General features: G+C 39.6%; 26 protein-coding genes, 1 pseudogene and 1 riboswitch. Of the genes and pseudogenes, 17 read left to right on the plus strand and 10 right to left on the minus strand.

What is annotated here, in order from left to right; genetic code table 11:
* The first annotated feature begins 54 nt into the window (after positions 1-54).
* Positions 55-642 (plus strand): DUF6241 domain-containing protein, encoded by a 588-nt coding sequence (locus tag ACWF5P_RS20245; protein ID WP_434167883.1) that lies wholly within the window; start codon positions 55-57, stop codon positions 640-642.
* Positions 643-778: 136 nt separating this feature from the next.
* Here ACWF5P_RS20245 and ACWF5P_RS20250 read toward each other — a convergent pair whose 3' ends face one another.
* Together ACWF5P_RS20250 and ACWF5P_RS20255 are read right to left on the minus strand one after the other, a co-directional pair.
* Positions 779-1,672, minus strand: coding sequence for a TauD/TfdA dioxygenase family protein (locus tag ACWF5P_RS20250; RefSeq protein ID WP_101223427.1), 894 nt, complete (start codon positions 1,670-1,672; stop codon positions 779-781).
* A gap of 36 nt (positions 1,673-1,708) precedes the next feature.
* Positions 1,709-2,692 (minus strand): ABC transporter substrate-binding protein, encoded by a 984-nt coding sequence (locus ACWF5P_RS20255; RefSeq protein ID WP_452445211.1) that lies wholly within the window; start codon positions 2,690-2,692, stop codon positions 1,709-1,711.
* Positions 2,693-3,076: 384 nt separating this feature from the next.
* On the opposite strand from ACWF5P_RS20255, the gene ACWF5P_RS20260 reads away from it, so the two are divergent.
* Positions 3,077-3,844 carry an ATP-binding cassette domain-containing protein gene (locus tag ACWF5P_RS20260; protein ID WP_434167882.1) on the plus strand — a complete coding sequence of 256 codons (768 nt, stop codon included), beginning with the start codon at positions 3,077-3,079 and terminating at the stop codon, positions 3,842-3,844.
* Positions 3,845-3,875: 31 nt separating this feature from the next.
* Positions 3,876-4,700, plus strand: a complete 825-nt coding sequence (locus tag ACWF5P_RS20265) for an ABC transporter permease subunit (protein ID WP_434167880.1) — start codon at positions 3,876-3,878, stop codon at positions 4,698-4,700.
* A 61-nt stretch (positions 4,701-4,761) separates the two neighbouring features.
* On the opposite strand, the gene ACWF5P_RS20270 is transcribed toward ACWF5P_RS20265, so the two are convergent.
* Positions 4,762-5,988 (minus strand): ATP-binding protein, encoded by a 1,227-nt coding sequence (locus ACWF5P_RS20270; protein ID WP_434167879.1) that lies wholly within the window; start codon positions 5,986-5,988, stop codon positions 4,762-4,764.
* A 454-nt stretch (positions 5,989-6,442) separates the two neighbouring features.
* On the opposite strand from ACWF5P_RS20270, the gene ACWF5P_RS20275 reads away from it, so the two are divergent.
* From ACWF5P_RS20275 to thiC, 6 genes are all read left to right on the plus strand, one after another.
* Positions 6,443-7,363, plus strand: coding sequence for a glycerophosphodiester phosphodiesterase (locus tag ACWF5P_RS20275; RefSeq protein ID WP_101223423.1), 921 nt, complete (start codon positions 6,443-6,445; stop codon positions 7,361-7,363).
* A 154-nt stretch (positions 7,364-7,517) separates the two neighbouring features.
* Positions 7,518-8,657: a zinc-dependent alcohol dehydrogenase gene (locus tag ACWF5P_RS20280; protein WP_452445212.1), complete on the plus strand. Its 1,140-nt coding sequence runs from the start codon at positions 7,518-7,520 to the stop codon at positions 8,655-8,657.
* 339 nt (positions 8,658-8,996) lie between these two features.
* A complete protein-coding gene (locus tag ACWF5P_RS20285; RefSeq protein WP_452445213.1) occupies positions 8,997-9,449 on the plus strand; it encodes a hypothetical protein in 453 nt (150 codons plus the stop codon).
* 226 nt (positions 9,450-9,675) lie between these two features.
* Complete coding sequence (locus ACWF5P_RS20290; RefSeq protein WP_101223420.1) at positions 9,676-10,209, plus strand: histidine phosphatase family protein; 534 nt, start codon at positions 9,676-9,678, stop codon at positions 10,207-10,209.
* Between the two features lie 135 nt (positions 10,210-10,344).
* Positions 10,345-11,133, plus strand: coding sequence for an HAD family hydrolase (locus ACWF5P_RS20295; RefSeq protein WP_101223419.1), 789 nt, complete (start codon positions 10,345-10,347; stop codon positions 11,131-11,133).
* Between the two features lie 116 nt (positions 11,134-11,249).
* Positions 11,250-11,364, plus strand: a riboswitch (TPP riboswitch).
* Between the two features lie 135 nt (positions 11,365-11,499).
* On the plus strand, positions 11,500-13,278 hold the full coding sequence (gene thiC, locus ACWF5P_RS20300; protein ID WP_101223418.1) for a phosphomethylpyrimidine synthase ThiC: 1,779 nt from the start codon (positions 11,500-11,502) through the stop codon (positions 13,276-13,278).
* A gap of 291 nt (positions 13,279-13,569) precedes the next feature.
* On the opposite strand, the pseudogene ACWF5P_RS20305 reads toward thiC, so the two are convergent.
* Positions 13,570-14,079 (minus strand): annotated as a pseudogene (locus tag ACWF5P_RS20305) (DUF3231 family protein).
* Positions 14,080-14,180: 101 nt separating this feature from the next.
* Positions 14,181-14,324 carry a hypothetical protein gene (locus tag ACWF5P_RS20310; RefSeq protein WP_434167874.1) on the minus strand — a complete coding sequence of 48 codons (144 nt, stop codon included), beginning with the start codon at positions 14,322-14,324 and terminating at the stop codon, positions 14,181-14,183.
* Positions 14,325-14,500: 176 nt separating this feature from the next.
* On the opposite strand from ACWF5P_RS20310, the gene ACWF5P_RS20315 reads away from it, so the two are divergent.
* Positions 14,501-15,139 carry a spore coat protein gene (locus tag ACWF5P_RS20315; RefSeq protein ID WP_101223417.1) on the plus strand — a complete coding sequence of 213 codons (639 nt, stop codon included), beginning with the start codon at positions 14,501-14,503 and terminating at the stop codon, positions 15,137-15,139.
* Positions 15,140-15,196: 57 nt separating this feature from the next.
* Here the strand turns inward: ACWF5P_RS20315 and ACWF5P_RS20320 are convergent, their stop codons facing one another.
* The 3 genes from ACWF5P_RS20320 to ACWF5P_RS20330 all read right to left on the minus strand — a co-directional run bounded on the left by ACWF5P_RS20320 (position 15,197) and on the right by ACWF5P_RS20330 (position 16,965).
* Entirely contained in the window at positions 15,197-15,562 is a 366-nt protein-coding gene (locus tag ACWF5P_RS20320; RefSeq protein WP_101223416.1) for a carboxymuconolactone decarboxylase family protein, read from the minus strand.
* 112 nt (positions 15,563-15,674) lie between these two features.
* On the minus strand, positions 15,675-16,457 hold the full coding sequence (locus tag ACWF5P_RS20325; RefSeq protein WP_434167872.1) for a cytochrome c oxidase assembly protein: 783 nt from the start codon (positions 16,455-16,457) through the stop codon (positions 15,675-15,677).
* Positions 16,447-16,965, minus strand: coding sequence for a DUF2243 domain-containing protein (locus ACWF5P_RS20330; RefSeq protein ID WP_434167871.1), 519 nt, complete (start codon positions 16,963-16,965; stop codon positions 16,447-16,449). Before ACWF5P_RS20330 ends, ACWF5P_RS20325 begins: the two co-directional genes overlap by 11 nt.
* Before the next feature lie 271 nt (positions 16,966-17,236).
* On the opposite strand from ACWF5P_RS20330, the gene ACWF5P_RS20335 reads away from it, so the two are divergent.
* From ACWF5P_RS20335 to ACWF5P_RS20365, 7 genes are all read left to right on the plus strand, one after another.
* Positions 17,237-18,082, plus strand: a complete 846-nt coding sequence (locus ACWF5P_RS20335; protein WP_434167870.1) for a manganese catalase family protein — start codon at positions 17,237-17,239, stop codon at positions 18,080-18,082.
* A 187-nt stretch (positions 18,083-18,269) separates the two neighbouring features.
* The gene (locus ACWF5P_RS20340; protein WP_434167869.1) at positions 18,270-19,250 is read left to right on the plus strand and encodes a zinc-binding dehydrogenase; all 981 of its coding nucleotides are present in this window, start codon (positions 18,270-18,272) and stop codon (positions 19,248-19,250) included.
* Positions 19,251-19,461: 211 nt separating this feature from the next.
* On the plus strand, positions 19,462-20,229 hold the full coding sequence (locus ACWF5P_RS20345) for an arylamine N-acetyltransferase (protein WP_434167868.1): 768 nt from the start codon (positions 19,462-19,464) through the stop codon (positions 20,227-20,229).
* A gap of 375 nt (positions 20,230-20,604) precedes the next feature.
* A complete protein-coding gene (locus ACWF5P_RS20350; protein WP_434167867.1) occupies positions 20,605-21,222 on the plus strand; it encodes a hypothetical protein in 618 nt (205 codons plus the stop codon).
* Between the two features lie 378 nt (positions 21,223-21,600).
* A complete protein-coding gene (sinI, locus tag ACWF5P_RS20355; protein ID WP_157831045.1) occupies positions 21,601-21,744 on the plus strand; it encodes a DNA-binding anti-repressor SinI in 144 nt (47 codons plus the stop codon).
* Between the two features lie 132 nt (positions 21,745-21,876).
* On the plus strand, positions 21,877-22,446 hold the full coding sequence (locus ACWF5P_RS20360) for a YdhK family protein (protein WP_434167866.1): 570 nt from the start codon (positions 21,877-21,879) through the stop codon (positions 22,444-22,446).
* Between the two features lie 302 nt (positions 22,447-22,748).
* The gene (locus ACWF5P_RS20365) at positions 22,749-23,228 is read left to right on the plus strand and encodes a GNAT family N-acetyltransferase (protein WP_452445214.1); all 480 of its coding nucleotides are present in this window, start codon (positions 22,749-22,751) and stop codon (positions 23,226-23,228) included.
* 237 nt (positions 23,229-23,465) lie between these two features.
* Here ACWF5P_RS20365 and ACWF5P_RS20370 read toward each other — a convergent pair whose 3' ends face one another.
* Both ACWF5P_RS20370 and ACWF5P_RS20375 read right to left on the minus strand, forming a co-directional pair.
* A complete protein-coding gene (locus ACWF5P_RS20370; protein WP_434167864.1) occupies positions 23,466-24,302 on the minus strand; it encodes an RMD1 family protein in 837 nt (278 codons plus the stop codon).
* Positions 24,303-24,509: 207 nt separating this feature from the next.
* Complete coding sequence (locus ACWF5P_RS20375; protein ID WP_434167863.1) at positions 24,510-25,361, minus strand: DUF4915 domain-containing protein; 852 nt, start codon at positions 25,359-25,361, stop codon at positions 24,510-24,512.
* Positions 25,362-25,478 lie beyond the last annotated feature (117 nt).

Consider the following 25,478-nt stretch of genomic DNA (forward strand, 5'->3'; position numbering starts at 1 on the left):
TTTAATATGTTAAAATAAATATTATCTGACATTATCAATCTTGGAGGAAGTTTTATGAAGAAAACGCAAAAGGTTTTACTTGTTAGTGGAATCTCTGCTGTTGCATTATTCGGAGTGGGGGCTGCTTCCTTTAAAATCATGGAGAACTCCAATGAGTACGAAAAAGCTCAACTGGTAATTGAAGCCAGGGAAGCCAAAGAACAAATTGAAAGAGAAAGAGAAGATGAAAAAATCGAAGCCCAAAGGGAAGCAAAAGCGAAAGCTGCGGAACTTGAGGCCAAAACTGCGATATATGATGGGATCGAATTTGAAACAGGACTTGATGAAGGCTCAACCGAAACGGAAGTCATGGACGTCATGCATAAAATGACTCATCAAAAGGTTCGCTCGCAAGATAAATGGGGAGCTATACCGATGTCCCCTAAGATTATAGAAGAAGTTTATAAAATAGTGGATTCAAGTGATTTTCAGCATAGAGATAGATTGCTGGCCATCGCTGCCCGGTGGCGAGACTTTGATTTTAGCACGATCGTTCAGGACCATAACTTCTTTTGGGAAGACAAAGAAGGCACCGTTGGAAAAGCCCATGGAACATTAAGTCGGGCAGAAGAGGTTGAATTCATTGAAGTTAATTTTAAATGAGGGGATAGAAAGTACTGGAAATGCCAAAGGGCGAGTGGAAAGACCTGTTCAAAAAGAAAATACTCAAACCTCCTGCACTAAGGCCAGTTCCTCAGGAGGTTTGAGTATTTTCGAACCTTTCAATCGATACAGGAGTTTATTTTTTAATAATTAGTTTGCTTGACTCGTTCTCCTTGTTTACGGGAACGTCTTTACCTACAGTGACCCTGCGAACGACGCGATGCTGTTCCCCGTAATCGGCAATAGCATAATGCTGCGTGGCCAGGTTATCCCAAATGACCACGTCCCCTTCACTCCATTGCCAACGGACGGTATTTTCTAAGCGTGTGACGTATGAATCGAAGATACTTAATAATCTTTCAGATTCACTTGTTGTATATCCTTCCACTCTTCCAGCAAAGCCACCTAATAACAAATGCTTTTTTCCTGTTTCTGCGTGCACGTGAACGACTGGATGCCTTGTTTTATAAATGGTTGATTCGAATATATCACGATATTTCTTTTTAACCTCATCATCAATGTTTTCGGCTGGTTTGAATTGTGCATAATCATATTCATTTGTATGGATTGCCCATAGTCCGTCAGCTAATTTCTTCAATCCATCCGGCAGGTCCTCATATGCTTTATTGGTATTTGCCCAGACTGTATCGCCGCCAACATCAGGGATGGTTACACCTCTTAAAACAGAGTATTTAGGAACTTCTGGAACAAAAGTGACATCAGTATGCCAATGGTTTGCTTTAGCACCCCGTTCGGAATCAAGTTCGAAAATATAGTTAGTATTGTCTTTGACCGGTACTGTAGGATGTGCATAAGGCTCACCCAATAGTTTGGCAAATGCTTCTTGGCTGGCATCGTCCAAATGGTTTTGACCTTTGAAGAATACGACTTTATGATCGTTTAACGCTTGTTTGATTTCACTGAAAATAGCTAAATCCAAGTCTCCGCTTAATTGGACTCCTTGAATTTCCGCTCCAATCCTTCCTGCTACCGGTACCACTTTTAATTGTTGTGTTTTAGTTTCCGTCATAATCAATCTCCTCCTGTAAGGTATGTTTTTTTATTTTTAAAAGGCTTCATCAATGTATTCATTGTGGATCTGATTTTTAAAATTAAATGATTTCTTGATATAACCCACACCAGCTAAAGTATCGATGGATTCTTGTTGTGCTTTGATGGCATCTTCGGTAAAGAAGATATTTGGTTCTTCGGCCGTTATTATTGTCTTGACCGTACCCACAGGCAATTTAGTTTCTTTGGAATAAATTTCAGATGCTTCATCTGGATTTTCAATTTGCCAGTCGGCAGCTTTTTTATAAACCTTTAAATATGCTTCTACAATTTCAGGATGCTCTTCGGCAAAGCCTTTACGTGCAATGATAGCTCCAGGTGCTAATATTTTTCCTTTTACTTTAAGTGCGACAGCATTCCCTTTTTCAATATTATTAAGGTAATAAGGGTTCCATATCGCCCAGGCGTCCAATTGTTTGGTTTCAAAAGCTGCTTGAGCATCATCCGGTTGTAAATTGATCAGTTTAATGTCATCAGTCGTTAAGCCATGGGCTTTCAATGCCTTGATTAAATACACATGACCCGTTGTCCCCGAGGCAACACCGACCGTTTTTCCTTTTAAGTCTTCAATCTTCTTTATGTTACCTTCTGCTTGAGCCAGGATCCGGACAGATGACTCACCCCGTCCTGTTTGTGCAATCACTTCGAATGGCAGATTCTTATCAATGCCGGCAATCAGTGCACCATCCCCTAAAAAAGACAGGTCAACCCGATTGGAAGCAAGGGATTCCAAAAGCGGAGGACCACTCGAGAATTCACTCCACTCGATTTGGGCATCCAGTTTAGAAAACTCTTCGTTGAACAATCCCTTTTCCTTTGCAATGACCAATGGTCCCATCTTGCCATTTAAGGCAATATGAACTTTCAGTGGATCACTTTTCCCGGAAGCTTTGCCGGCATCGGAATTACAGCCTGCCAATACAGCGATGCTAATGATGGCAAGTAGTAATGCAGTTAACTTGTTACGATATTCCTTCATGAATTCCCTCCTTCACTAATACACTTACCACATCTGGATAGTCAGATTAATGACAAAAAAGAGATTCAACGAAGAGTATGCCGGGGTTACTCTTCATTGAATCTCCGGTAGTCCAGTTGATTCACATGACCTTTATTTAATTGGCTCCTGTGTGAAGCGGATTTGTGTATGAATGCATCTTAACAGCTGTTAGAATTATCTGTCAATTACTTTTTCACTATTAATCCGATAAAATAAATTGGTATTAGGTGTTGATTATAAATAATCGATAAGTTAATATAAAATGAAATATTGAATCGACTAGTTAACTAGAGATTCAGCAAAGGGACAATATGTGCCTTATTGCTGGATCTCTATTTTTTTATTTGAGAAAGGGTGAGGGTATTGGTTGCGACGTTAGAAATTAATCAAGTAAGCAAAACATTTAAGAATGAGAATGAAAGTGTCCATGTTTTGGATAATTTAAATCTGACCGTCAACAATGGTGAATTCGTCACCATCATTGGTCCGAGCGGCTGCGGGAAAAGCACATTATTAAAGTTGATCGCAGGACTTGATTCAGACTTTGACGGAGCAATCATGGCAGGTGATCATCCGGTTAGCGGCCCTTCTAAAGACCGTGGTTTCATTTTTCAGGAGCATCGCTTATTTCCATGGCTAAACGTGGAGAAGAATATTGCAGGTAACCTTCCATTAAAGAAACCTGACATTCGAAAAAGGGTGGATGATTTGATTTCACTTGTTAAACTAAAAGGATTTGAAACGGCGTATCCACGCCAATTATCCGGTGGAATGTCGCAGCGTGTTGCCATTGCCAGGGCTTTATTACGTAATCCGGAAGTATTATTACTGGATGAGCCATTCGGTGCGTTGGATGCATTCACGCGAACGCATCTTCAAGAGGCTTTACTAGAAATATGGGAGAGGAATAAGACAACGATGGTGCTTGTCACCCATGATATAGATGAATCCATCTTTTTATCGAGGAAAGTGGTCGTCATGGATGCAAAGCCTGGACGGATTAAAGCTATCGTTCCAATTGATTTGCCATATCCAAGAACTCGAACAAGCAAAGTGTTTCAGGAATTCAGGTCCGTCATATTAACCCAACTTGATCATCATCCAGTAGAAGTGGAAGATTGGAGCATTTAATTAAATTTTTGAAAAAGGAAGGATGAAAATTATGTCTACACAGACCGTTGCTCAAAACAAGCCGCTTGTCATTAGGGGAACGACAAAACAATCCAAACTCGCCAAATCGGCATTGCGGGGTTCGGTCCTTCCCGTTGTCGTGTTGATTGCATGGCAAACATTAGGATCGGTTGGCATCCTGCCTGCCCAATTATTCTCATCACCTTTATTGATCGTCACGACTTTCATTGATCTCGTTCAGTCGGGGGAAATGGGCATGCATTTACAAATCAGTTTAACGCGGGCTATTCTAGGCTTTGCATTAGGTGGTTTTTTAGGATTATTGTTTGGAGTCATCGTTGGCATGCAAAAAAAATCCGAGGAATATTTAAACCCGAGCATTCAAATGTTACGAACGGTCCCTTTACTTGCTATTACCCCTTTATTCATTATGTGGTTCGGATTTGGTGAACTATCCAAAGTGCTGCTTATCGCTTTAGGTGCTTTTTTTCCTTTATATTTACAAACTTTTTTGGGACTTCGGAATGTGGATAAAAAACTGTACGATGTTGCCCTAATATTGGAGTTTAGCCGACGGGAACAAATAACGAAGCTCATGATTCCTGCAGCTTTGCCAAACATATTACTTGGTATCCGTTTAGCCTTAAGTGCGGCTTGGATGTGCCTGGTCGTGGCTGAATTGCTGGGTGCGGATAGAGGGGTGGGCTTCATGATCCAGGATGCCCGTTCATTCATGCAAACGGACGTCGTATTCGTAGGCATCATCATTTTTGCCCTCGCTGGTAAAATCTCAGACTCGTTTGTCCGCTTTTTAGAAAATTATTTGCTGAAATGGCAAGATAGTTTTAAAGCCTAATTGAAAAAGGATGACCGCCCGGTGAAGGGTGGTCATCCTTTTTCTTATTAGGGATATATATTTAATCTATTTTTTTATATAAGGGCAAATAAATGGTGAACGATGTTCCTCTGTTCACTTCGCTCTGTACCACGATTTTCCCTTTGTATTTTTGAACGATGGAATAACAAACGGTCAGGCCGATACCGGTTCCCCTATCTTTAAGTGAATAAAATGGGGTACCTAGAATATCAAGCTGTTCTTTTGAGAGACCTATTCCTGTATCCGTTATTCGTATTTTTGCCATAGTGCGTTCCTGCTCTGTTTCCACCTTGATGAATCCAGGTTTGTTCATTGACTCAATTCCATTTTTCATGATATTGACCAGTATCTGTTTAAGTTCGATGGGATTCATGTTAATGTGCAGGTCGTCACGGAAGTCCAGGAGAAAGCCTATGTTACGATTATTGGCGAAACTGGTTAATAAATCGGAAATCTTTTGGATTTCATAATTTAAAGGTATGACCTGTACATTATCCGTATGCGGTTTTGCCAAAGACAAATAGTCATTGATTATCACTTGTGTATATTCAAGTTCCGTAAGCATGGTCTGTACATAAAATTTTTCCGTTTCATTCAGTTCCTTCTCTTGATCTAATAACTGGGCAAACCCTTTAACGACTGTAATCGGATTACGTATCTCATGTGCAATGGTGGCAGCTAGCTGTCCGACTGAGTTCAATTGTTTGGCCTGCTGTATTTCCTTGTGGAATGCATTAGTGGATTCCATCCTATTATTGGTGCCTATGAACACGAATACCAATATGATTTGAATGGCGATGAAATTAAGCGTGTTGCCGAAACTATCCAAAGCGACATATTCATAAGTGTATTGAAGATCCGTTTTTGAAATGATCATGATGGAAGCGGGACCTAATATGATATTTAAAGTGGCCACAACATAAAACCCGATTTTATCAAAGAGAAAAATGGGAAACAAGGGTGCTATAGCAAATAAAGAAAGCATGATTGCTGTATCTGGGAATATCCAAAATTTGCTATATAAATAAACAGTAATTAAGAAAATGAATAGGGTCTTATAAAAATTGACTTCTGTTTTTAAGAAAAATAACAGAGAAATTATCATCCCCGATATTAAAATGACCTGTAATGTCATCTCGTAGGGATTATCTTTCCAACTTATAGGTGATACAGAAATCCCAACTAATAGTAAAAAGGATATCATTGCCATGAATGCTTTCAGTATAAATCGGTGTTTGTTTTGATAATATTGATAATTTTTTAACATAATTCCCCTTAGGATTAATATTCTGTTTGTTTAATAGTAATATGATACTAGTTTTTTGTAAATCAGAAAAAGATAGATTTTGTCATTGATAGTCTTTGTATCTATATTTTAGAAAAGACCACACTCCAGGCATGGGTCGGGTGGAATTCAGTACCTGAAGGTCAGGGCAAGGAGTTAAGGGGCAATTCTGTACAGGTCCTCTTGGTATGTCAACATTGGAATATCTGATCTAATATCTGGAATTTATCGGCTTTAAGTTTGATTTAATATGGGTCTGGAACGCTTAAAGTGTCAATGAAACGGTTAATTAGGTAGAACAAACTACATGAATGCCTTGTATTTGATAGGTTATTTTAACCATTTTAGATAATATATTATTTCTTTACATTATATTTGCTGTAAGTTCACATTCCCCTTCTAAAATGATGGTAATAGTAGGAGGGAGAGAGGGAAAATGAAAACGAATATAAAGAAATTCAGTTTTTGTATGATGAGTGCGGCTTTTATATTGCAGGCTACTTCCATCGGGACCCTAGCTGCAAATGGAAATCATTCCAATTCATCTATTTATGAGAAGAAAATCGTGAATATTGCACATCGGGGAGCTTCTGGTTATGCACCTGAACATACCATTCCAGCTTATCAAATGGGAGAACAAATGAAAGGCGACTACATAGAAATCGATCTTCAAATGACCAAGGATGGTAGATTGATAGCAATGCATGATGAAAAGGTGGATCGTACAACGAATGGTACTGGTCTGGTGAAGGATTTAACGCTGACAGAAATCAAGAAACTGGATGCCGGTACATGGTTCAATGAAAAATATCCGCAATTGGCAAAAGAGGTATATGAAGGGTTAACGGTTCCCACTCTTGAAGAAGTCTTTAAGAAGTTCGGAAAGCAGGCCAATTACTATATCGAAACAAAGTCTCCTGAAGTATATCCGGGAATGGAAGAAGAACTTCTGCAGGTTCTGGAAGAATATAAAATGGTGGATTCAAAAGGCCGAACCAAGAATGTATTAATTCAATCGTTCAGTAAAGAAAGCCTTATGAAGGTTCATGACATGAATCCAAAGTTACCGCTTGTGCAACTTTTTTCTTATAAAAACCCAGCAACCATTTCCGATGAAGAATTGGAGTCCATTAAGGAATATGCAATTGGCGTTGGGCCGAACTTCAATAAGGTGGACGGACAATATGTGAAGATGGTTCGCGACCATGACCTCCAATTCCATCCATATACAGTAAATGAAAGAGCGGATATGAAAAAGGCTCTTGAATGGGGTGCAACGGGGCTGTTTACGAATTATCCCGATGTATTCAACGAGGTACTAAGTGAGTATAAGCACAATAATAAAGTTCCTAAATAAATGGTTTCATAGGTGAGTCCCGGTTTCCGGGGCTTTTTTTGTCATCTTGGTGCAGCATGATGAAGAGATTCTTGGGAAATTAGATGTTCATAGGCTTAGTAGCCTTTTTTGACGGGTATATCAGATGTATAAAGAATATTTTAGGAGGTTGAATATGAAGGCTGTAACTTTTCAAGGAGCAAAAGATATACAGGTAAAACAAGTTGAAGATCCGAAACTTCAGCAAAAGGATGATATCATCGTCCGAGTGACTTCAACGGCTATTTGCGGGTCCGACCTCCATATATATCAGGGTGCTTTGCCGACGCATAAAGATTATGTCATTGGCCATGAACCGATGGGCATCGTCGAAGAAGTGGGTCCGGAAGTAACAAAGGTGAAAAAAGGGGACAGGGTTGTCCTGCCTTTCAACATTTCTTGTGGGCACTGTTATTATTGTGAACATGATATGGAGAGTCAATGTGATAATTCCAACCCCAATGAAGCGGTGGATACAGGCGGGTACTTTGGTTTTACGGAACGATATGGGAACTATCCAGGCGGGCAGGCAGAATATTTAAGGGTCCCATATGGAAACTTCATGCCGTTTGTCATCCCAGAGTCATGTGAACTTGAAGATGAAGCGCTTTTGTTCATGTCCGATGTGCTGCCAACCGCATATTGGAGTGTAGAGAACGCTGGCGTCAAGAAAGATGATACGGTAGTGGTATTGGGCTGTGGGCCGATTGGGTTGATGGCTCAGAAGTTCGCTTGGATGAAAGGAGCAAAAAGGGTCATTGCCATCGACAATCTTCCTTATAGACTCAATAAGGCTAAACAAATGAATAAGGTTGAGGCGTATAACTTCGATGAATATAACGATATGGGCAGCTACATTAAGGAAATCACTTCTGGCGGGGCAGATGTGGTCATAGATTGTGTAGGAATGGACGGCAAGAAATCAACGATAGAAGCGATTGAACAAAAGCTGAAACTTCAGGGTGGAACGTTAAGTGCGATCGAGATTGCACTTAACGCCGTACGTAAATTCGGCACGATCCAACTGACTGGCGTATACGGATCCAAATATAATATGTTCCCATTAGGCAATTTATTTGAGCGGAACATTAATCTTAAAATGGGACAAGCACCGGTCATTCACTACATGCCCAAGCTTTTTGATAAGATCACGGCTGGAGAGTTCGACCCCACGGAAATCATATCCCATAAAGTCCCTCTAGAAAAAGCGAGTGAGGCTTATCAAATCTTTAACGATCACGAGGATGAATGTATTAAAGTGGTGCTAAAGCCATAATGTGAAGCTTATAAAAAGTCCAATGCCCTGAGCGGCATTGGATTTTTAGTTGAGTTCATAAATGGATCAAAATTAATGGTGTATTATCGATAAACGTATAAATGAGGTGTGAAATATGAATGATAATTATGCCCGTGAACTGAGAAAATTAGGATTCGTGGCTTTCGTATCAGGGAAATCCTCGAAATATGACGATTGACACTTCAGTGTTGAAGGAGCGTATGAATTGAAAAAGAGTCGCTATAAAAATAAGATGCAAGTGAACTTGAATAAGGGTTTTTGGTAATGAAATGTACTATTTTTATTATATAATGATAGTGTCAAAAGGAGGACGTACAGATGGTATATAATTCGGCAACAGAACTTTGTGAAGGGTTTGGGTATCCGCCCGTTCATGTTAAATTGACGATAGAGATCGTCGATAAGAGATTGGGACCTGTAAAGGCGGAAGCAGAGATTGCCATCAAGCCTGTTAAGTCAAAGGAATATCTGGAAGTATTGGTGGAGGAATTGGAATCGGATCATATCTTTGCTGATGAAAATGGCAGTATCTATGGCAGCTTCGGCATCGATCAAAGCATCCAGATATATGATGAAGTCCTGACTACCATTCCGTTCGATGAGTTGAGCGGAAATGAAAATTGGAAAGAGACAGTTGAGGAATCCATCACTGTAGAGAAGCTGAGGGAACAACTGGGGAAATCTCTCAATGATTATCAATTCAGTGATTTGAGCGGAAAATATAAATTCAGGAAAAGATGTACGATAACAGAACTACAAATCATAGATTAAACGATAAATGGAGAAGGCGAGATGCTTTCTCTTTTTTCGATGCTATCATAATTAAACGCTGGATCTTTAAAAACTTTTAAATATATACACAGTGTTAAGGAGAGTTTAGTAAGGTTTTAATGGTTTTAACATACTTTTTTTTATAGTTTTACTTAGGGTAATATATTGATAAGGGCTGTTTACAAGAAAAAGAAACGTATATTTTAAAAGATAAAAAGGAGAAGATATGAAAATTGGTTTGGTACGGCATTTTAAGGTGGCACATGAATTTCCTACTGGGAGATCTGTGACGGCGGATGATATGAAGCAATGGTTTAAGGACTATGATGCAGCGGATATTATTTATGGAACGACTTTATTTGGCGCGGAGGAATGGGAGGAGTGTTATTGCAGTGATATGTCGAGAGCTGTCAAGACAGCGGAACATATCTATCCAGGTCCGGTTCACCGGATGGAGGAGCTGCGGGAAATACCTTCCCCGCCTCTTAAAGGAAGGGTAAAGCTGCCATTCATCCTTTGGGCTATCTGGATTCGCTGCTGCTCGGTGTTAAACAAGCAGACAAGGGCGGAAATTAAGATCGCAGAGCGAAGGATCAATAAAGTATTGGATGAAGTCTTTGCAAAGGGGGAAAGGGATGTTTTGATCGTGAGTCATGCCGCCCTCATGGTATATATGAGGAAAGAGCTGATCCGACGGGGGTTCACCGGTCCCAAATTCAAGATTGCCAGTAATGGAAAGCTGTATGTATTTGAAAGATGATAAGTGGATAAGGGTTTCCCACTAGAAAAGGTAAGTCATTTTCCGAATAGTTATTCTTTTTTTATTGGTTGTGGTTTATTATTGTAATAGTGTAATTTTTACGAATTCAATAATAGGGAAAGAGGGGTGGACATTTTGCTGAAGGCAGTTTTTTTTGATTTAGATGATACATTACTATGGGATCAGAAAAGTGTAAAAGAGGCTTTTGTGGCCACATGTGAAGTGGCCAAGGAGAAATATGATCTGAATGTCGACGATTTTGAAGAAGCTGTGCGAAAGGAAGCGCGTGAGCTTTATTCTTCTTACGATACATATGCATTCACCCAAATGATCGGAATCAACCCATTTGAGGGGCTATGGGGAAATTTTCAGGATGATCATGATGAATTCAGGAAGATGGCCGGGATTGCACCGGCTTATCGGAAAGAAGCGTGGACGAGAGGGTTATTGGCATTAGGGATCGATGACCCGGAATTTGGACTTGAACTGGCAGAACGTTTCCCTGCGGAGAGACGCAAAAAGCCATTTATCTATGAAGAAACATTCCGTGTTCTGGATGAATTAAAAGGGAAGTATAAGTTGCTATTGCTTACGAACGGATCTCCTGAGCTGCAAAATACCAAACTTGAAATTACGCCTGAACTGGTTCCTTATTTCGACCAAATCGTGATTTCAGGCGCATTTGGAAGAGGTAAACCGGATGCCTCCATTTTTGAGCATGCTTTGGGGATCATGGAGCTTGATAAGGATGAAGTATTGATGGTCGGCGATAATTTAATGACGGATATCCTTGGAGCATCACGGGTAGGCATAAAGTCGGTTTGGATAAATCGCCATGATAAGGAACGGAATGAAGTGATTCCAACCTATGAAATCAAGCATTTAGAGGAGCTTTACCCTATCCTTGAGAGCCTGGGAAATTAATTAACGGCTCTTCTTCAAATAATAAATTTTTGATAGTTGTAATGAAAATATTAGGTCTTTCAAATTATTTACAGAATGAAATGGGTGAGATATAGTTACCCTGTAATCAATTAAATTATTCAGACTAGGGGTGTCCAATAAAAGTTGGGCTGAGAGAGAAGCGCTTAAGCTTCTTAACCCTCAGGACCTGATCTGGTTCATACCAGCGTGGGGAAGTTAGAATCTACTAAACAATGACATTTCAATTGGTCATTTCTGTAGCCATACTAACGTTAGCCAGGTCTTAAATATGAGATCTGGCTTTTTCGTGCGAAATGGATTGGATTTTGTCCTTTTTAAATGAACTTAAAAAGGAGAAATGAAATCATGATGAGTAATTCAGTAAATGACATGAACGTTTCAATTATGTCCAGTTTTGCCGGGAGTAAAAAAGTGTATGTTGAGGGATCTAGACCCGATATTAGGGTGCCCATGCGTGAAATTAAGCTAAGTCCGACTACAGGTTCATTCGGCGAAGAGGAGAATCCGCCTTTACGAGTATATGACACAAGCGGCTTTTATACGGATTCAGAATATCCCATTGATATTCATAAAGGTCTTGCCCCGATTAGACGCAGCTGGGTTCTGGAAAGGGAAGATGTTGAAGAGTATGAAGGGCGTGAAATAAAGCCCGAAGATAACGGGTATAAAAAAGAGTCACAAACGAAAGCAGAAATTTTTCCGGGATTGAAAAGAAAACCATTGCGTGCAGCAAAAGGGCAAAACGTAACCCAGCTCCATTATGCCCGAAAAGGTATCATAACTCCTGAGATGGAATTCATCTCGATCAGGGAAAATGTAGCCCCTGATTTTGTAAGAGATGAGGTAGCTAGCGGGAGGGCGATCATTCCGGCAAATATTAACCATCCTGAAAGTGAGCCCATGATCATTGGACGTAATTTTCATGTGAAAATAAATGCGAATATTGGAAATTCCGCTGTTAGTTCATCGATTGAAGCAGAAGTGGAGAAAATGACTTGGGCTACACGTTGGGGTGCAGACAACATAATGGATCTTTCCACCGGTAAGAATATTCACACGACCCGGGAATGGATTATCAGGAATTCTCCTGTGCCAGTTGGGACGGTTCCGATATATCAAGCATTGGAAAAAGTGAATGGAGTCGCGGAAGATTTAAATTGGGAAGTTTTCCGGGATACATTAATCGAGCAGGCTGAGCAAGGTGTGGATTACTTCACGATACACGCCGGAGTGCTTTTGCGATACATTCCCATGACAGCAAAGCGAGTTACGGGAATCGTTTCCCGGGGGGGCTCCATCATGGCACAATGGTGCTTGGCCCACCACCAAGAAAGTTTTCTCTATACTCACTTTGAAGAGATTTGTGAAATCATGAAGGCGTATGATGTCTCTTTCTCATTAGGTGACGGCCTCCGTCCTGGCTCCATTGCAGATGCAAACGATGAGGCTCAATTCGCTGAATTGGAAACACTTGGGGAACTGACGAAGATTGCTTGGAAGCACGATGTTCAAGTCATGGTGGAGGGACCCGGTCACGTACCGATGCATTTGATTAAAGAAAATATGGATAAGCAGCTGGAAGTCTGTCAAGAAGCACCATTCTATACCCTGGGACCATTGACAACGGATATAGCTCCTGGATACGATCATATCACTTCTGCGATTGGTGCTGCCATGATTGGATGGTTTGGAACGGCCATGCTTTGTTATGTGACACCGAAAGAGCATTTGGGGCTTCCGAATAAAGAGGATGTTCGTGTAGGGGTCATTACTTATAAAATTGCAGCCCACGCAGCTGATCTTGCTAAAGGCCACCCCCAGGCACGAAAACGGGATGATGCCCTTTCGAAGGCTAGATTCGAATTTCGTTGGAGAGATCAATTCAATCTTTCCCTCGATCCTGAAAGGGCAGTTGAATATCACGATGAAACACTACCGGCTGAAGGTGCCAAGACAGCCCATTTCTGTTCAATGTGCGGACCCAAATTCTGCAGTATGAGGATTTCTCAAGACATCCGTGATTTGGCGAAGGAAAAGGGTCTGGGCTTTGAGTCGGTAATCGATGAAGGTCTTAAAGAAAAAGCGAATGAATTTAGGAAAACGGACGGGGAAATCTATTTATGATTCCGATGAGAGGGAGAATTCGATGAATCGGGTAATCCAAATAAAAGTTGAAATGAAACAGTTGGAAACTCAATTGGAACAGCTGAAAAGGGAGCTGAACATTTTTCGCGAGAAGTGTAATCATGAATTTGTAAAAACTGATTATAGTCAACAATGCACAAAGTGCCACTTAATCGAAAGTCTGCAATGGTAATGATTCCTTAATCGTCCTTTCATTATCGGAATTAACCCCTTAATCATGTTGGGCATCCAATCACGATGTCAACATGATTAGGGGATATTTCATTATATTTACATGCTTGTTTTATTAATATGAAGTGGAGGAGGGACAGCCAGCCTTTTTCCTTATTCAATCTTAGGAATTCAGCACCCAATGCAGCTTTATTCGTATGGAATTGTGCGAACATCTGTGCAATATCTTCTCTGATGCATTGACCCATGATTTGGCTGCAAGCAACTAATCCTGCATTAATATCGATTGATACTGAAGCAGAGATTTCAGGATCTTGAAAACGTGCCCCGACTGGAATATCCTCCAAATTAGCTTTAGGCCTTTTAGGTGGTGACGGAGGCAGTCCTACGTTATTTTCTTTTAATAATGATTCAAGTTGGTCATGTTCCTGTTTCCCTTGATTGATCACTTCAACAAGTAATTTATGCAGGTCCTTGTCGCCAGTATGATTAAGCATAGTTTGATGACAGGCAAATCAGTCCTTTTGTAGTTGTTAGAAATGCCCATGTTCCAAATACCTCTCCGTAATGGATAGGCTCTTCTTTCGGATTACCGCTTAAAATTCCCATACCCTCCTCCTTGAAATTCACTATTTAACGGATTTAAGTTACCCTGAGTTCATCCACGTATGCATTGTTGATGTTTGTGAAATGTTAGAGGGCTTTAACGCTTAACCTTTTATTCCTTGTAGCCATTCTTGATAACATTCATCACAGAGCATTTCATTTCTATCCATGTCAGAAACTTGAAACGTTACCACATGGATTTTTTTTTCTTCCGTAACATCACTACAATAGAAGCATTGATGTGTCATTGGAAATCCTCCCATACATATAAAGTGTCTATAGTTTAAAACGCCACGTTTTTTTTATACAGAAAACATGATGTAGCAGCTTATTGGTCTTCTTGGAAGAGTTTAGATTGAATAATCCAGTTGGGGTTTAACATACTAAACTTGTTCGCATCATTGAAAAGGAGGAGGGAAATACAATGCAAAACCAATATCAACAAGGTCAAGTACACCAGAACATGCAAACGGGTGCCATTCCCCCACAAATGAATCACGGTGGTCACGAAGTATTCGATGTACATGAAGTGTTGTCGGGAACGATTGGTACTTTAAACACGTATACTCTTTTGCGTCAGCATATCCAGGATCAGGAATTACTTGATATTCTGGATCGTCAATATCAGTTCATCCAAGATGAATATAATATTTCACTGGAGTGCTTCCAATCGGGCCAGGATCCTTCTAAACGGACTGAGAGCTACAAAATGAATCAAGGTAACGATTTTATATATGGATTGACACCAACTCAGCCAAAGAAACCTTTGCAATCCGTATCGGAAATTACGGATGAATGCATTTCAGGTTTGATGCTTGGAGCTGTTAAGTCTGCTGCATCCATGAAAGCGATGGCAGCGCTTGAAATAACGAATCCAGTGGTTCGCCGCGTATTTGCAGATTCCGTTCCGAACTGCATTGAAATGGCATATGAGATTTCGATATATCAAAACAAACATCATTACTATCAAGTTCCGCAGCTTGCACAGCAGGATATGCAGCAAATGTTGAATTCATATGCACCAGCACAAGGAAATAACAATAACAACAACATGAGTCATTAAAAGCATTTGTCAACAACAGAAAGAAGGGATAGGACTATTTGTCCTATCCCTTCTTTCTTACTGTTTCATCTGATTTATATCTTGGATGCATTCCTGGACGAGTGTTACAGCCTGACTCATGGCGGCTCCTCCGCCAAATGCTGCGGTCACACCAATGGCTTCAAGAATTTCCTGTTCGGAACAGCCTTGATCAAGACATCCTTTTGTATGGTAGATAATACAGTATTCATCTTGTGAATATAAGCTTATTCCTAATGCGATAAGCTGTTTTTCTTTCTGGGATAATTGACCTTCTTTAAAGCACTCTTCCGTAAACGAATTGAATTTCTCTGCGAGAACAGGCATTTTATGCGTAAAGGCACCGATTCCAGCTTTATAATCACGAAGAGCATTTTCAGTAGAATTGTTAGCTTCAAATTCCATTTTCCATTCAGCTCCATCCTAAATTTTTTTCATCAAAAATTAGTATGAGCTAAATGTTGGACGATTAAACAGAAACATAGGAGTTTAACTAAGTAATAAGTAGCCTTCCTTCCTACAAGGCAAGTGATTCCTTAGGCCGGGTGGCTTTGAACCATTGATAGCAAAGGATGAAAATAAGTGCAACGTCAATGGCATCGCCGGCATAGTACATTAACATTCCTCCATTTTCCGCTTGTTCCTTTGTGACTCCGCTTGGAGGATGGGCAAAAATATACTTAGAAAGGATATCATGGCCGGCCAGTGAAATTGTAAATACGACAGCACGAAACATGAAGCTGAACCTGTGGGGCGTCGGGTCCATATAAATCATAGACGCAGTGAATAGATAGCCCGCCATGAACACGTGAAAATGCACTAATGCATGTAGAAGGGCATTCTGATGCATCAACCCATATAACTCAGTCGTATAAAGAATCCAAAGCCCCCCGATATTAAGCACAGAGGCAGTGATTGGATTGCTTATAATGCGCAGCGGCCAACTTTTCAACACCTTTGAAAGGCGTCTTGCTGATTGTACATCAAGTGTTCGCAGTGCAAGAGTAATAGGTGCGGCAAACACGAGTAGGATGGGTGCAATCATTCCAAGCAGTAAGTGACCAACCATATGCGCCGTGAAATCCATATTCGCGCGATTGGCTATGGGACCTATAATTGCAGAGGCTGCACAGATGGTGCCAAGAATCCAAAAGAGCGTACGGTATAAGGGCCATTTTTTATAGCGGCGGTTTGAAATTACGGCAGCTGCGATATAAATCACTATCACAAGCGCCAGAAGAATCAATAAAATCGGTTCAAAACCAGCCCCATTATCATGAATATGTCCATTACTGTGCATTGCTGGTATCTTCTTTCATTTTAAGTACGCTGCGCCTTGTTTGAATGACAAGGATAATGCCGATCAAGATCATGATTGTGGCTGCAATGTTCCAAATCAAGTCGTATGGGAGAATATCGACATTGTAACGGATTTGATGGAGACGCATGAGCTTGTGCTGGATGATTCCGTCATATAACTGGAAAGAACCTGCCCCGAGCAAAACTCCCCCTATCCACCTTTTCAGCCATAATCCCTTTCGACGGCGAAGGTCAGCGAACATGAATAACGACCCGACCGTTGCGAACCAGCTAAGGGCATGAAATAAACCATCCGAGACCAGCCCAATATTGGATGTGGACTTGTCATAGAAATGGTGCCAATGCAATAGTTGATGAAAGATGGACTCATCGATGAATGCCACCAATCCAATCCCGAATAGAAAACCGGACCATAGATTACGAGCGGTATAAGTATAACGTAATTGTGAAATAGATTGATCTTTTTGATTTCGGGGCTTGAAATCCATTTTCCATCCTCCTTTTTAAATTTCCTATATATGGTTCTTTCTACTTTACCCTGTATTGTAAAGTTATAGACAGTAAATGGACCTTTTATAAATCTTATTTATTGAGCGATTCATAGCCCAAAGATAGTCCTTGGCTTTTTAGTTCAGTAATCATTGTTAATGGCATGTAAATTTTTTCTAATTACTGTTCGTTATAACTAAATTCAGGTTTCAAGCATGGACAGGCGGGTAATAAAAAACCGTACATCATATAAAAAAAGGAGGAGTTAATATGTTTCGCCATCAAAAAGAATTGCAATTTGAAGTTAAGGTAGATCGACCAGATCCGATGCTTGCCCGTCAAATTCAGGAAGTGTTAGGTGGACAGTTTGGGGAAATGACTGTCATGATGCAATATCTTTTTCAGGGTTTTAACTGCCGTGGAGAAGAAAAATACAAAGATATGCTGATGGATATTGGTACAGAGGAAATTGGACATGTAGAGATGCTTTGTTCGCTCATTAGTCAATTGCTTGATGGCGCTTCTCCGGAAGATCAAGCAGAAGCCGCAAAAGATCCTGCTACAGCAGCCATCATGGGTGGAATCAATCCCCAGCATTTGCTCGTAAGCGGTCTTGGGGGACTGCCAACCAACTCGAATGGGGTGCCTTGGAACGGATCTTATATTGTAGCCAGCGGAAATCTATTAGCGGACATGCGATCGAATCTTCATGCTGAAAGCCAAGGACGCCTTCAAGTGGCCCGTTTATATCATATGACCAAAGATGAGGGGGTACGTGCCACCTTCCGTAAAATGTTAGCCCGTGATCGTTACCACCAATATCAATGGATGGCGGCCATTGCAGAACTTGAAGAAAAAAATGGCGTTGTCGTTCCCGCGTCATTCCCACCGGAAGCGGAAATGGAATCTCAACCGGAAGCGTACGAATTCTGGAACTTGTCAGAAGGTAATGAATCAGCAGACGGACTATGGGCAACAGGAAGCGCCCCAGATGGTACAGGAGATTTTGTTTATGTAGCTGAACCAGTTGCAAAAGGGCAGATTCCTAACCCTAAGTTTCCGGCAGCGCAATTGCATCATGACCTGGATAGAAGTCAAACGCTTAATAAAAGATAATAATAGGAAACTTTTCAAAAAAAGCTCGATGGCCCCTAATGGGACATCGGCTTTTTTTATTCTATCAACATGTTTACAAAACCTAATTATTTGCTTGTGGATATTTTTTGGAGTAGCATAGTTTCCATCTTCAAGACAAAACATTTTAAAAGTGTGGTCACTAATTTAATAGTAAGGAGTGGGACAAATGAAAGCAGTGGTAGTTAAAGAACCGGGTGGAGCAGAACAATTACTATTTAAGGATTTTTCCAAGCCCATGCCCGGAAAAGGGGAAATATTAATTAAGGTGAAAGCCTCTGCTATAAATAGAACGGATATTGTTTCACGAGAAGGGAAATCCGGTTATATGGCCAATCCAATATTGGGGATTGAAGTTTCTGGGGAAGTTGTGGAAACAGGGGAAGGTACAAATTTACTATTAGGGACAAGGGTGATGGGCCTTGTAAACGGCGGCGGTTATGCTCAATATGCCTTGATGCCGGCTGATAGAGCAATGAAGATCCCGGATAACTTGTCATTTGAAGAAGCGGCTGCGATTCCTGAAGTATTCTTGACGGCGTACCAAACCTTGTTTTGGTTAGGTGAATTGACGGATCAAGATACGGTATTGATTCATGCTGGCGGAAGCGGTGTAGGCACAGCAGCTATCCAACTGGCAAAAAAACTGACAAAAGCGAAGATCATCACTACAGCCGGCTCAAAGGAAAAATTGGATTTCTGTCACTCATTAGGGGCGGATATCTGTATCAATTATAAAGAACAATCTTTTGATGAGGAAGTAATGAAAGTTACAAATAATCAAGGAGTGGATGTTATCCTGGATTTCATCGGTGCTTCTTACTGGGAGAAAAACCTTAAAAGCATAAAAACTGATGGACGCTGGGTACTGATAGGGATTCTAGGAGGAACAGTAGTCGAGAAGGTGAACTTGATGGAACTTCTCTTAAAAAGAGTTCAATTAAAAGGCACTCTTTTAACTCCTCGGAGTGATGAATATAAAAAAGAGTTAACGGAAGAATTCATTACAAAAGCCATGCCGTTATTCCTCCAACATGAAATCAAGGCAATCGTCGATCATGTCTTCCCTTTTGAAGAGGTACAAAGGGCGCATGAACATATGGAAGCAAATAAGAATTTGGGTAAAATCATTTTACAAGTAAATGAATGACTAAAGCAGCTTTGAAGCAAGTTTGGAGACAGTTACCCAAAATTACGACATTATTTGGCGGCCTATTTTTCATGGTGCTTGATAAGGAATAGGTGGAATGTGGGTTTTGTTAATGGCATATCGTTGAAGAATGAAATATGGGCAAAGTATAATGAATATATACAAAGTCAAGATGCTCTTCATTGGTATCTGTTAAAATGGGGGAATCGTAATGAATGAACTGAATGCATTATTCAGGAAAAGAATAGGGCTCCAGGAAGATGTGAAACTGACATTTGGAAAATTAGATGAAATTCTGGATAAAACTGCGAAAACCATTCCGTTTGAAAACTTATCAATCATGGCCTCCCATCTAAGTGATATCAATAAAGCCAATATCATGAACAAAGTCCTCGTGAGGAATGAGGGTGGATTATGCTATGAATTGAATGCAGCTCTTTATTTTTTCCTGAAGGAAAATGACTTTGATGTATTCTTGGTTCGAGGTGTCATCTATAATGAAGGGTGGATGACCATAGGAAGGACCCATGTTACCATTCTATTGAACCATGTGGGCCAAACCTATCTGATCGATACGGGTTTTGGCGGGAATCTGCCTTTAAAACCAGTTCCGCTGAACGGAGAAACGGTCGTTTCCCAAAATGGTGAATTCCGAATAAAAAAAGAAAGTACCGACCATGGAGATCATGTCCTTGAATTAAAACTGAAACATAAAGATCGCGATTGGAGAATAGGGTATGCTTTCGATTCTTCAAAACCCGTAGGAAATGTAGCGGAACTTAATGAGGTCCAAACGATCATCAGGGAACATCCCCAATCGCCATTCAATAAGCATCCATTAATCACCCGTTTGACAAACAACGGGAACATCACTTTAACTGATACATCCTTTACCCGGTGGGAAGATGGGGAAGTGACGAAAGAAGAAATAGATGGAACACGATTTAAAGAGTTAATGAAACAGCACTTCGATAGATAGTGGAAAAGGACTGAATATTAAAGGCGTCCATACCGAAAGACTGTCCATTCTCGACAGTCTTTTTATGAATAAAATGATTGTCGAGACCGCGCAGGTATACTGAGGTGAAGGACGAAACAATTGAGAACGGTCGAATAAAGTGCGTTGAAGGTCGAATAAGTCCGAGAACGGTCGAATAAAGTGCGTTGAAGGTCGAATAAGTTCGAGAACGGTCGAATAAAGTGCGATGAAGGTCGAATAAGTTCGAGAATGGCCGGATAAAGTGCTGTTAAGGACGAAAAAAATCGAGAACGGCCAAAAAAGGCTCCGGATGAAATCAACTGGATGTTTTTACTATTCACTAAATAGATATGAATTCAGTGGGGTGAGAAGGATATGGAGAGGAAGAATCGATTGGTTTTCACTAGATCGAATGCTGCTGCTAAACGAAAATTCGATGAAGCTATCACCATTTTGGAATATAGCGTAATGCTCGTTGAGCTCTTTGGATTAGAAGAGTTCAATAATATAATTGCCGGACAGTTAAGGCTGATTTTATGTGAAACGAAGAATACGCGCATAAAGCGGGAAAAGGTCACGATTGATCAATCCTTAATAAAGAAAATCAATCCTAACCCAAGATTGTATCCTATTAAGGACTCCATTCAAATGAGCAATGTTCAAATTACGGAAGACATCTTCGATTATACTAAACAGAGGATTGAGCTAAAGCTTTGGAGAAATCAAATTATCTATAAAACCGATATCGAAGGTAAAATACAGGAAATTAAAATCATTGATTTTATTAAGGAAACAGCTAATAAGATTGGCGGTGCACAAGCTGAATCAAGTTTCCCTAATAAGTCCATTATTTCGGATGGTCATACCAAAATCATGTTAAGAGGAATAGCAAAAGGATTATTCAAATCCATAGGCAGGGATTATAAAAGACATGCCTCCATGAACCTTTCACATATCATGCAAAAAATCGAACAATCAGCTTTGGGAGACTAAACATAAGAAGGACTTTTACCAAAGTCCTTCTTGCTTGGTTTCCAAGCAATACCCGTTTGGATTGAATACCCCTCATATAACCTCTATCAATAAACCATCTCTTTTTACTTCTGTTAAAACACTCCCGATAGCATGCTGTTCACTTTATTAAAGGTATATAGAAGAATGGGGAATTCCTTGATTAGATAACAAACAAACATTGAGGCCTTATATGTAAATGTAAAGACTTATTAAATTTACACTAAAATCCAGCTATGGACGCTTGAGATAATTTATAATGATATTCCGAATATAGTTTCACGTGGAAAAATAGCCTCAATATTGAACCTTACCCCATACAGTTAAACCAACTAAAGATAAAAAGAAAGAGTTGACGATATGAAGGATTTTGATGAAAACCTTCCTGACGAATGGCTGGAACTAGTAATATTGGCAATGAAATCGGATGTTACAAAAGAGCAATTCAAAAAGTTTCTTCAAGAAAAATCGAATAGCAATAAAAGTAGCGATTGTGGTGGCTAATGAACGCTTAAATTGAGGCAGGACTATTCCTAAAAAAGTATGAGGCTTCTTTCTTTTGCCACGAGTGAACTCCATATTTTCTGCATATTTAATTGGTAAGATGGATGTAATCATAAGGGAGGTTTTATTAATATGAAAAAAAGAACAAAATTGCCTATCATCTTATCATTATTAGCAGCCCTGTTTTTAGTCCTTGGCGCATGTTCCAACAGCGATGATAAAAACAAAGAAGAAAAAAAAGAAAAGGAACATAGTGAAATGGACATGAACCATTCTAGCACGGGTGAAGTTCCAGAAGGATTAAAAGCTGCAGAAAATCCAACCTATGAAGTTGGAAGTCAAGCGATTATCGAATCAGGTCATATGGAAAGCATGAAGGGGGCGGAAGCAACAATAGTGGGTGCCTTTGATACGACTGCTTATGCAATTTCGTATACGCCTGCAACTGGCGGAGAAAGAGTTGAAAATCATAAATGGATCATTCACGAAGAAATCAAAGATGCAGGTGAGAAAGCATATGAACCCGGAGCGGAGGTCACAGTAAATGCTTCTCATATGGAAGGAATGAACGGGGCTGTCGCTGAAGTTGAATCTGCTGAAAAAACGACTGTTTATATGGTCGACTTCACACCGACTGCGGGAGGAGAAAAAGTGAAGAATCATAAATGGGTAACGGAAAGTGAATTATCAGCGTCTGAATAATTTAACATCTTCATGGTTATGAAACTCTTAATAGGTTGAAGAAATTTGCGATACACCTGCCGAATAACTGGTCTGCCAATACCCATAGCCGCTTGCTTTGATGAGGTTTGGCAGACTGTCGGCGGAAAGGGAGCGGATTCTCGCCGCTTTCCCTCAAGTTCGTCTACAGTCTGAAGGAATGGTAAACAAACCATTCCTTTTTTGTGATTGAATTATCCTGAAAAGTATTTTGCAGTGAATTGTAAAACTTTAGTATCTGTTAATATGGATTTATAGAAAGGTAAAAATGGGGTGCAAGTATGATGACTGGATTAACTATCAGACCTTTTATGGAAAATGACTATGAGGCGCTGAGCAATTATTGTTTACCTATAGAACAAGCAATCTATACTTCCTTACCTTTGAAAGTTATTGAAGACTTCAGGAAGGATAAATATAACCTCCCCATGGTCATTTATTTAGATAAGGATTTGATTGGTTGTTTTGCCTTATATACGGATAAAGCGGGAAATCAATATACAAGTAATGAGAATGCGATTCTTCTAAAATCATTCTCCTTGGATTTGCGCCATCAAAAAAAGGGGCTAGCTTTTGAGACTTTAAAAGTGTTGCCCGATATGATCAAACTAAGTCATCCAGATAAAGATGAGATTATTCTAACAGTGCATCATTCGAATGTTCCAGCGATTAATTTATATAAAAAAGCTGGATTCATTGATAAAGGATACAGATTCAATGGGGAAGAAGGGGAGGAATTTATTTTCCACTTTGCCCTGGATTAAACAAATGAAATACTTCGGGAGAGTAAGATAAAAGAAAAACAGGCACCCATGAGACGATCATCAGAAAACTTAGGAAATGGACAGTCCACGGAAAGGGAGCGGATTACTGAAATCAATGGGAACGTTTTTCAAAGAAAAAACTGTAGGCAAACCCGTTTTTCGAATTTGTCTACAGTCTGAAGCACTTAAACGATGCTTATTTTATTGGAAGGTATTCCATACGATATGATTCAGAATTCATGGAATCCATCCTGCAATTTCTAATAACGTCAGAACGATCTCAAAGACAATGAGGATTACAATGATCCATTCAACGAATAGTCCCCTGATCGAATGGCTGATGTTAGAAAACCCATCCATAATGTTATATAAAATTTCGGTTTTACTTTTCAGGATTTTATACCGATCATTCAATTCAAAAAAATCAAGCATTCTGTCATAAAATTCGCCGGCAATGCTGCTTGTCCATGTAATATCAGGTTTGTCCAGAATCATGATGTACGCTAGGGTATTATACTCGTGACGTACGATTTTGGCAGTCGTCCTCGCTAGTTCCTTATTACCGATTCTCAGCTTGCCTTTTTCCAGTCGGTCTATCATGGCTTCGAGCTTGTCGTGGATTTTTCCGAGCTGTTCCTCAGTTTTTTCAAGTGCCACCGATTTTGCGAGAATGGTGGAAATTAATTCAGGGTAGAAAAATTCATATTTAGGTACAACTACATATTCGTCTGTCAAATTGATGTTTCCGGTTTCACTGAAGTGAAGGCTGTAATCGTCTGTATATCTATCTAAATTGTCGAGATCAATAACCGGCTCGAAAGAATGGATAAAGGATGAAAATTCCTTAATCTCATTTGCGTGTGAGTAATTGATGAAGACAATGCTGCCAAAGGAAAAAACCAGCACCTGCTGCGATTCGTCCACATTTTTATTTAGGATGGAACTTAGAAAATCGCCTTTAAGGATTAAAGGCTCTTCCCAGGTGAATTTTTTCGGTATGCCGCAATGAATGGCGATTTTATTCAAATCGATTTCATTAGTGATTGCAAATGCTTTAAAGGTAATTGGTTCCATCTATATCACTCTCTTCAGCAAATTGGTCTTTTTTCGATTCTATTCTATTCTTACAAAAACATGCTTGAATAATTCTTGAAGGTAGAAAAAAGTTCACTGACTGTTCAAGTGAATAAAGAAAGATATCCTTATGATCTGGTAACTAAACGAATAACTTACATTAAGGATAGAAAAATTTCAACAACTGAAAAATACGATTTCACTGTTTTAAATAACCAATATTCCATAAATTTCTTCAGAAGGTATATGGATGAAAGATGAAAGTTTCGTAGAGATGTCATGAACATAAATCCCGCAATCCAGTAATATGTTCGTATGTTTTTTTAGTAAAACCGGTATGTGCCTACTCTCACTTTGACCAATGAACATCGTTTGATTTCTAACTGCTAAACCGCGAGTATAACCAAGGCATTTAAAAATATCTTCCTCATTTCTTTTTACTAGGAATTCACCTGAAACACAATAATACATCTTATTATCATAATGAAGTACGCTGTGAGGTTGAAGTAATTTATCATGACAAATCTTAACCACTTTTCTTTCCTGTAAAGAATATTCAAGGATCACACCCTTGTGGATTGTTTTATTAGGGAAATAACTTGCTAAAGAGAGGAAACTTTTCCTTGGAGGATATGAAAACATCGATACATATAACTTATCATTTGCTATATACAAATCGTTGACGTGGCAAACATCGTCATTTTTAGGTGAAAATCTAATTTCATCAATTCTTTCCAAATCGTTTTCCAAATCATAAACACCAATTGAGTTAGTTTTGGTTTCAATAATATAAGCTTTATCTTTATCTACTGCTACACCATGTAAATCTAATTCTGTAGATAAAGCCTTATTCTTTATAACCTTTAAGCCTTCATCCAAAATGAAGATTCCATGAGAATTGGAAATTACGACAAAAGAGCTGCCGTATTTTGTAATGCCTGTGCATCCAACATTTAAAATCTTTTTTATTTCATGTTGTTGTTTAAATTGGACTAAATATAGACCGCCTTTATGATTGCAGCATGAAATTAATAATTTACAATCATCTATGGGTATCATGTAAGATCGCACCTCTTTTTTTAGACAATTCCTTTTTTTGTATAATATGAATTTTTATTGTAATGGTGTAGACAAGTTATGGGGGGGAATAGTGGACACTTTATAACTGATTAATGC

This window comes from Peribacillus sp. NPDC055009, assembly GCF_053608705.1.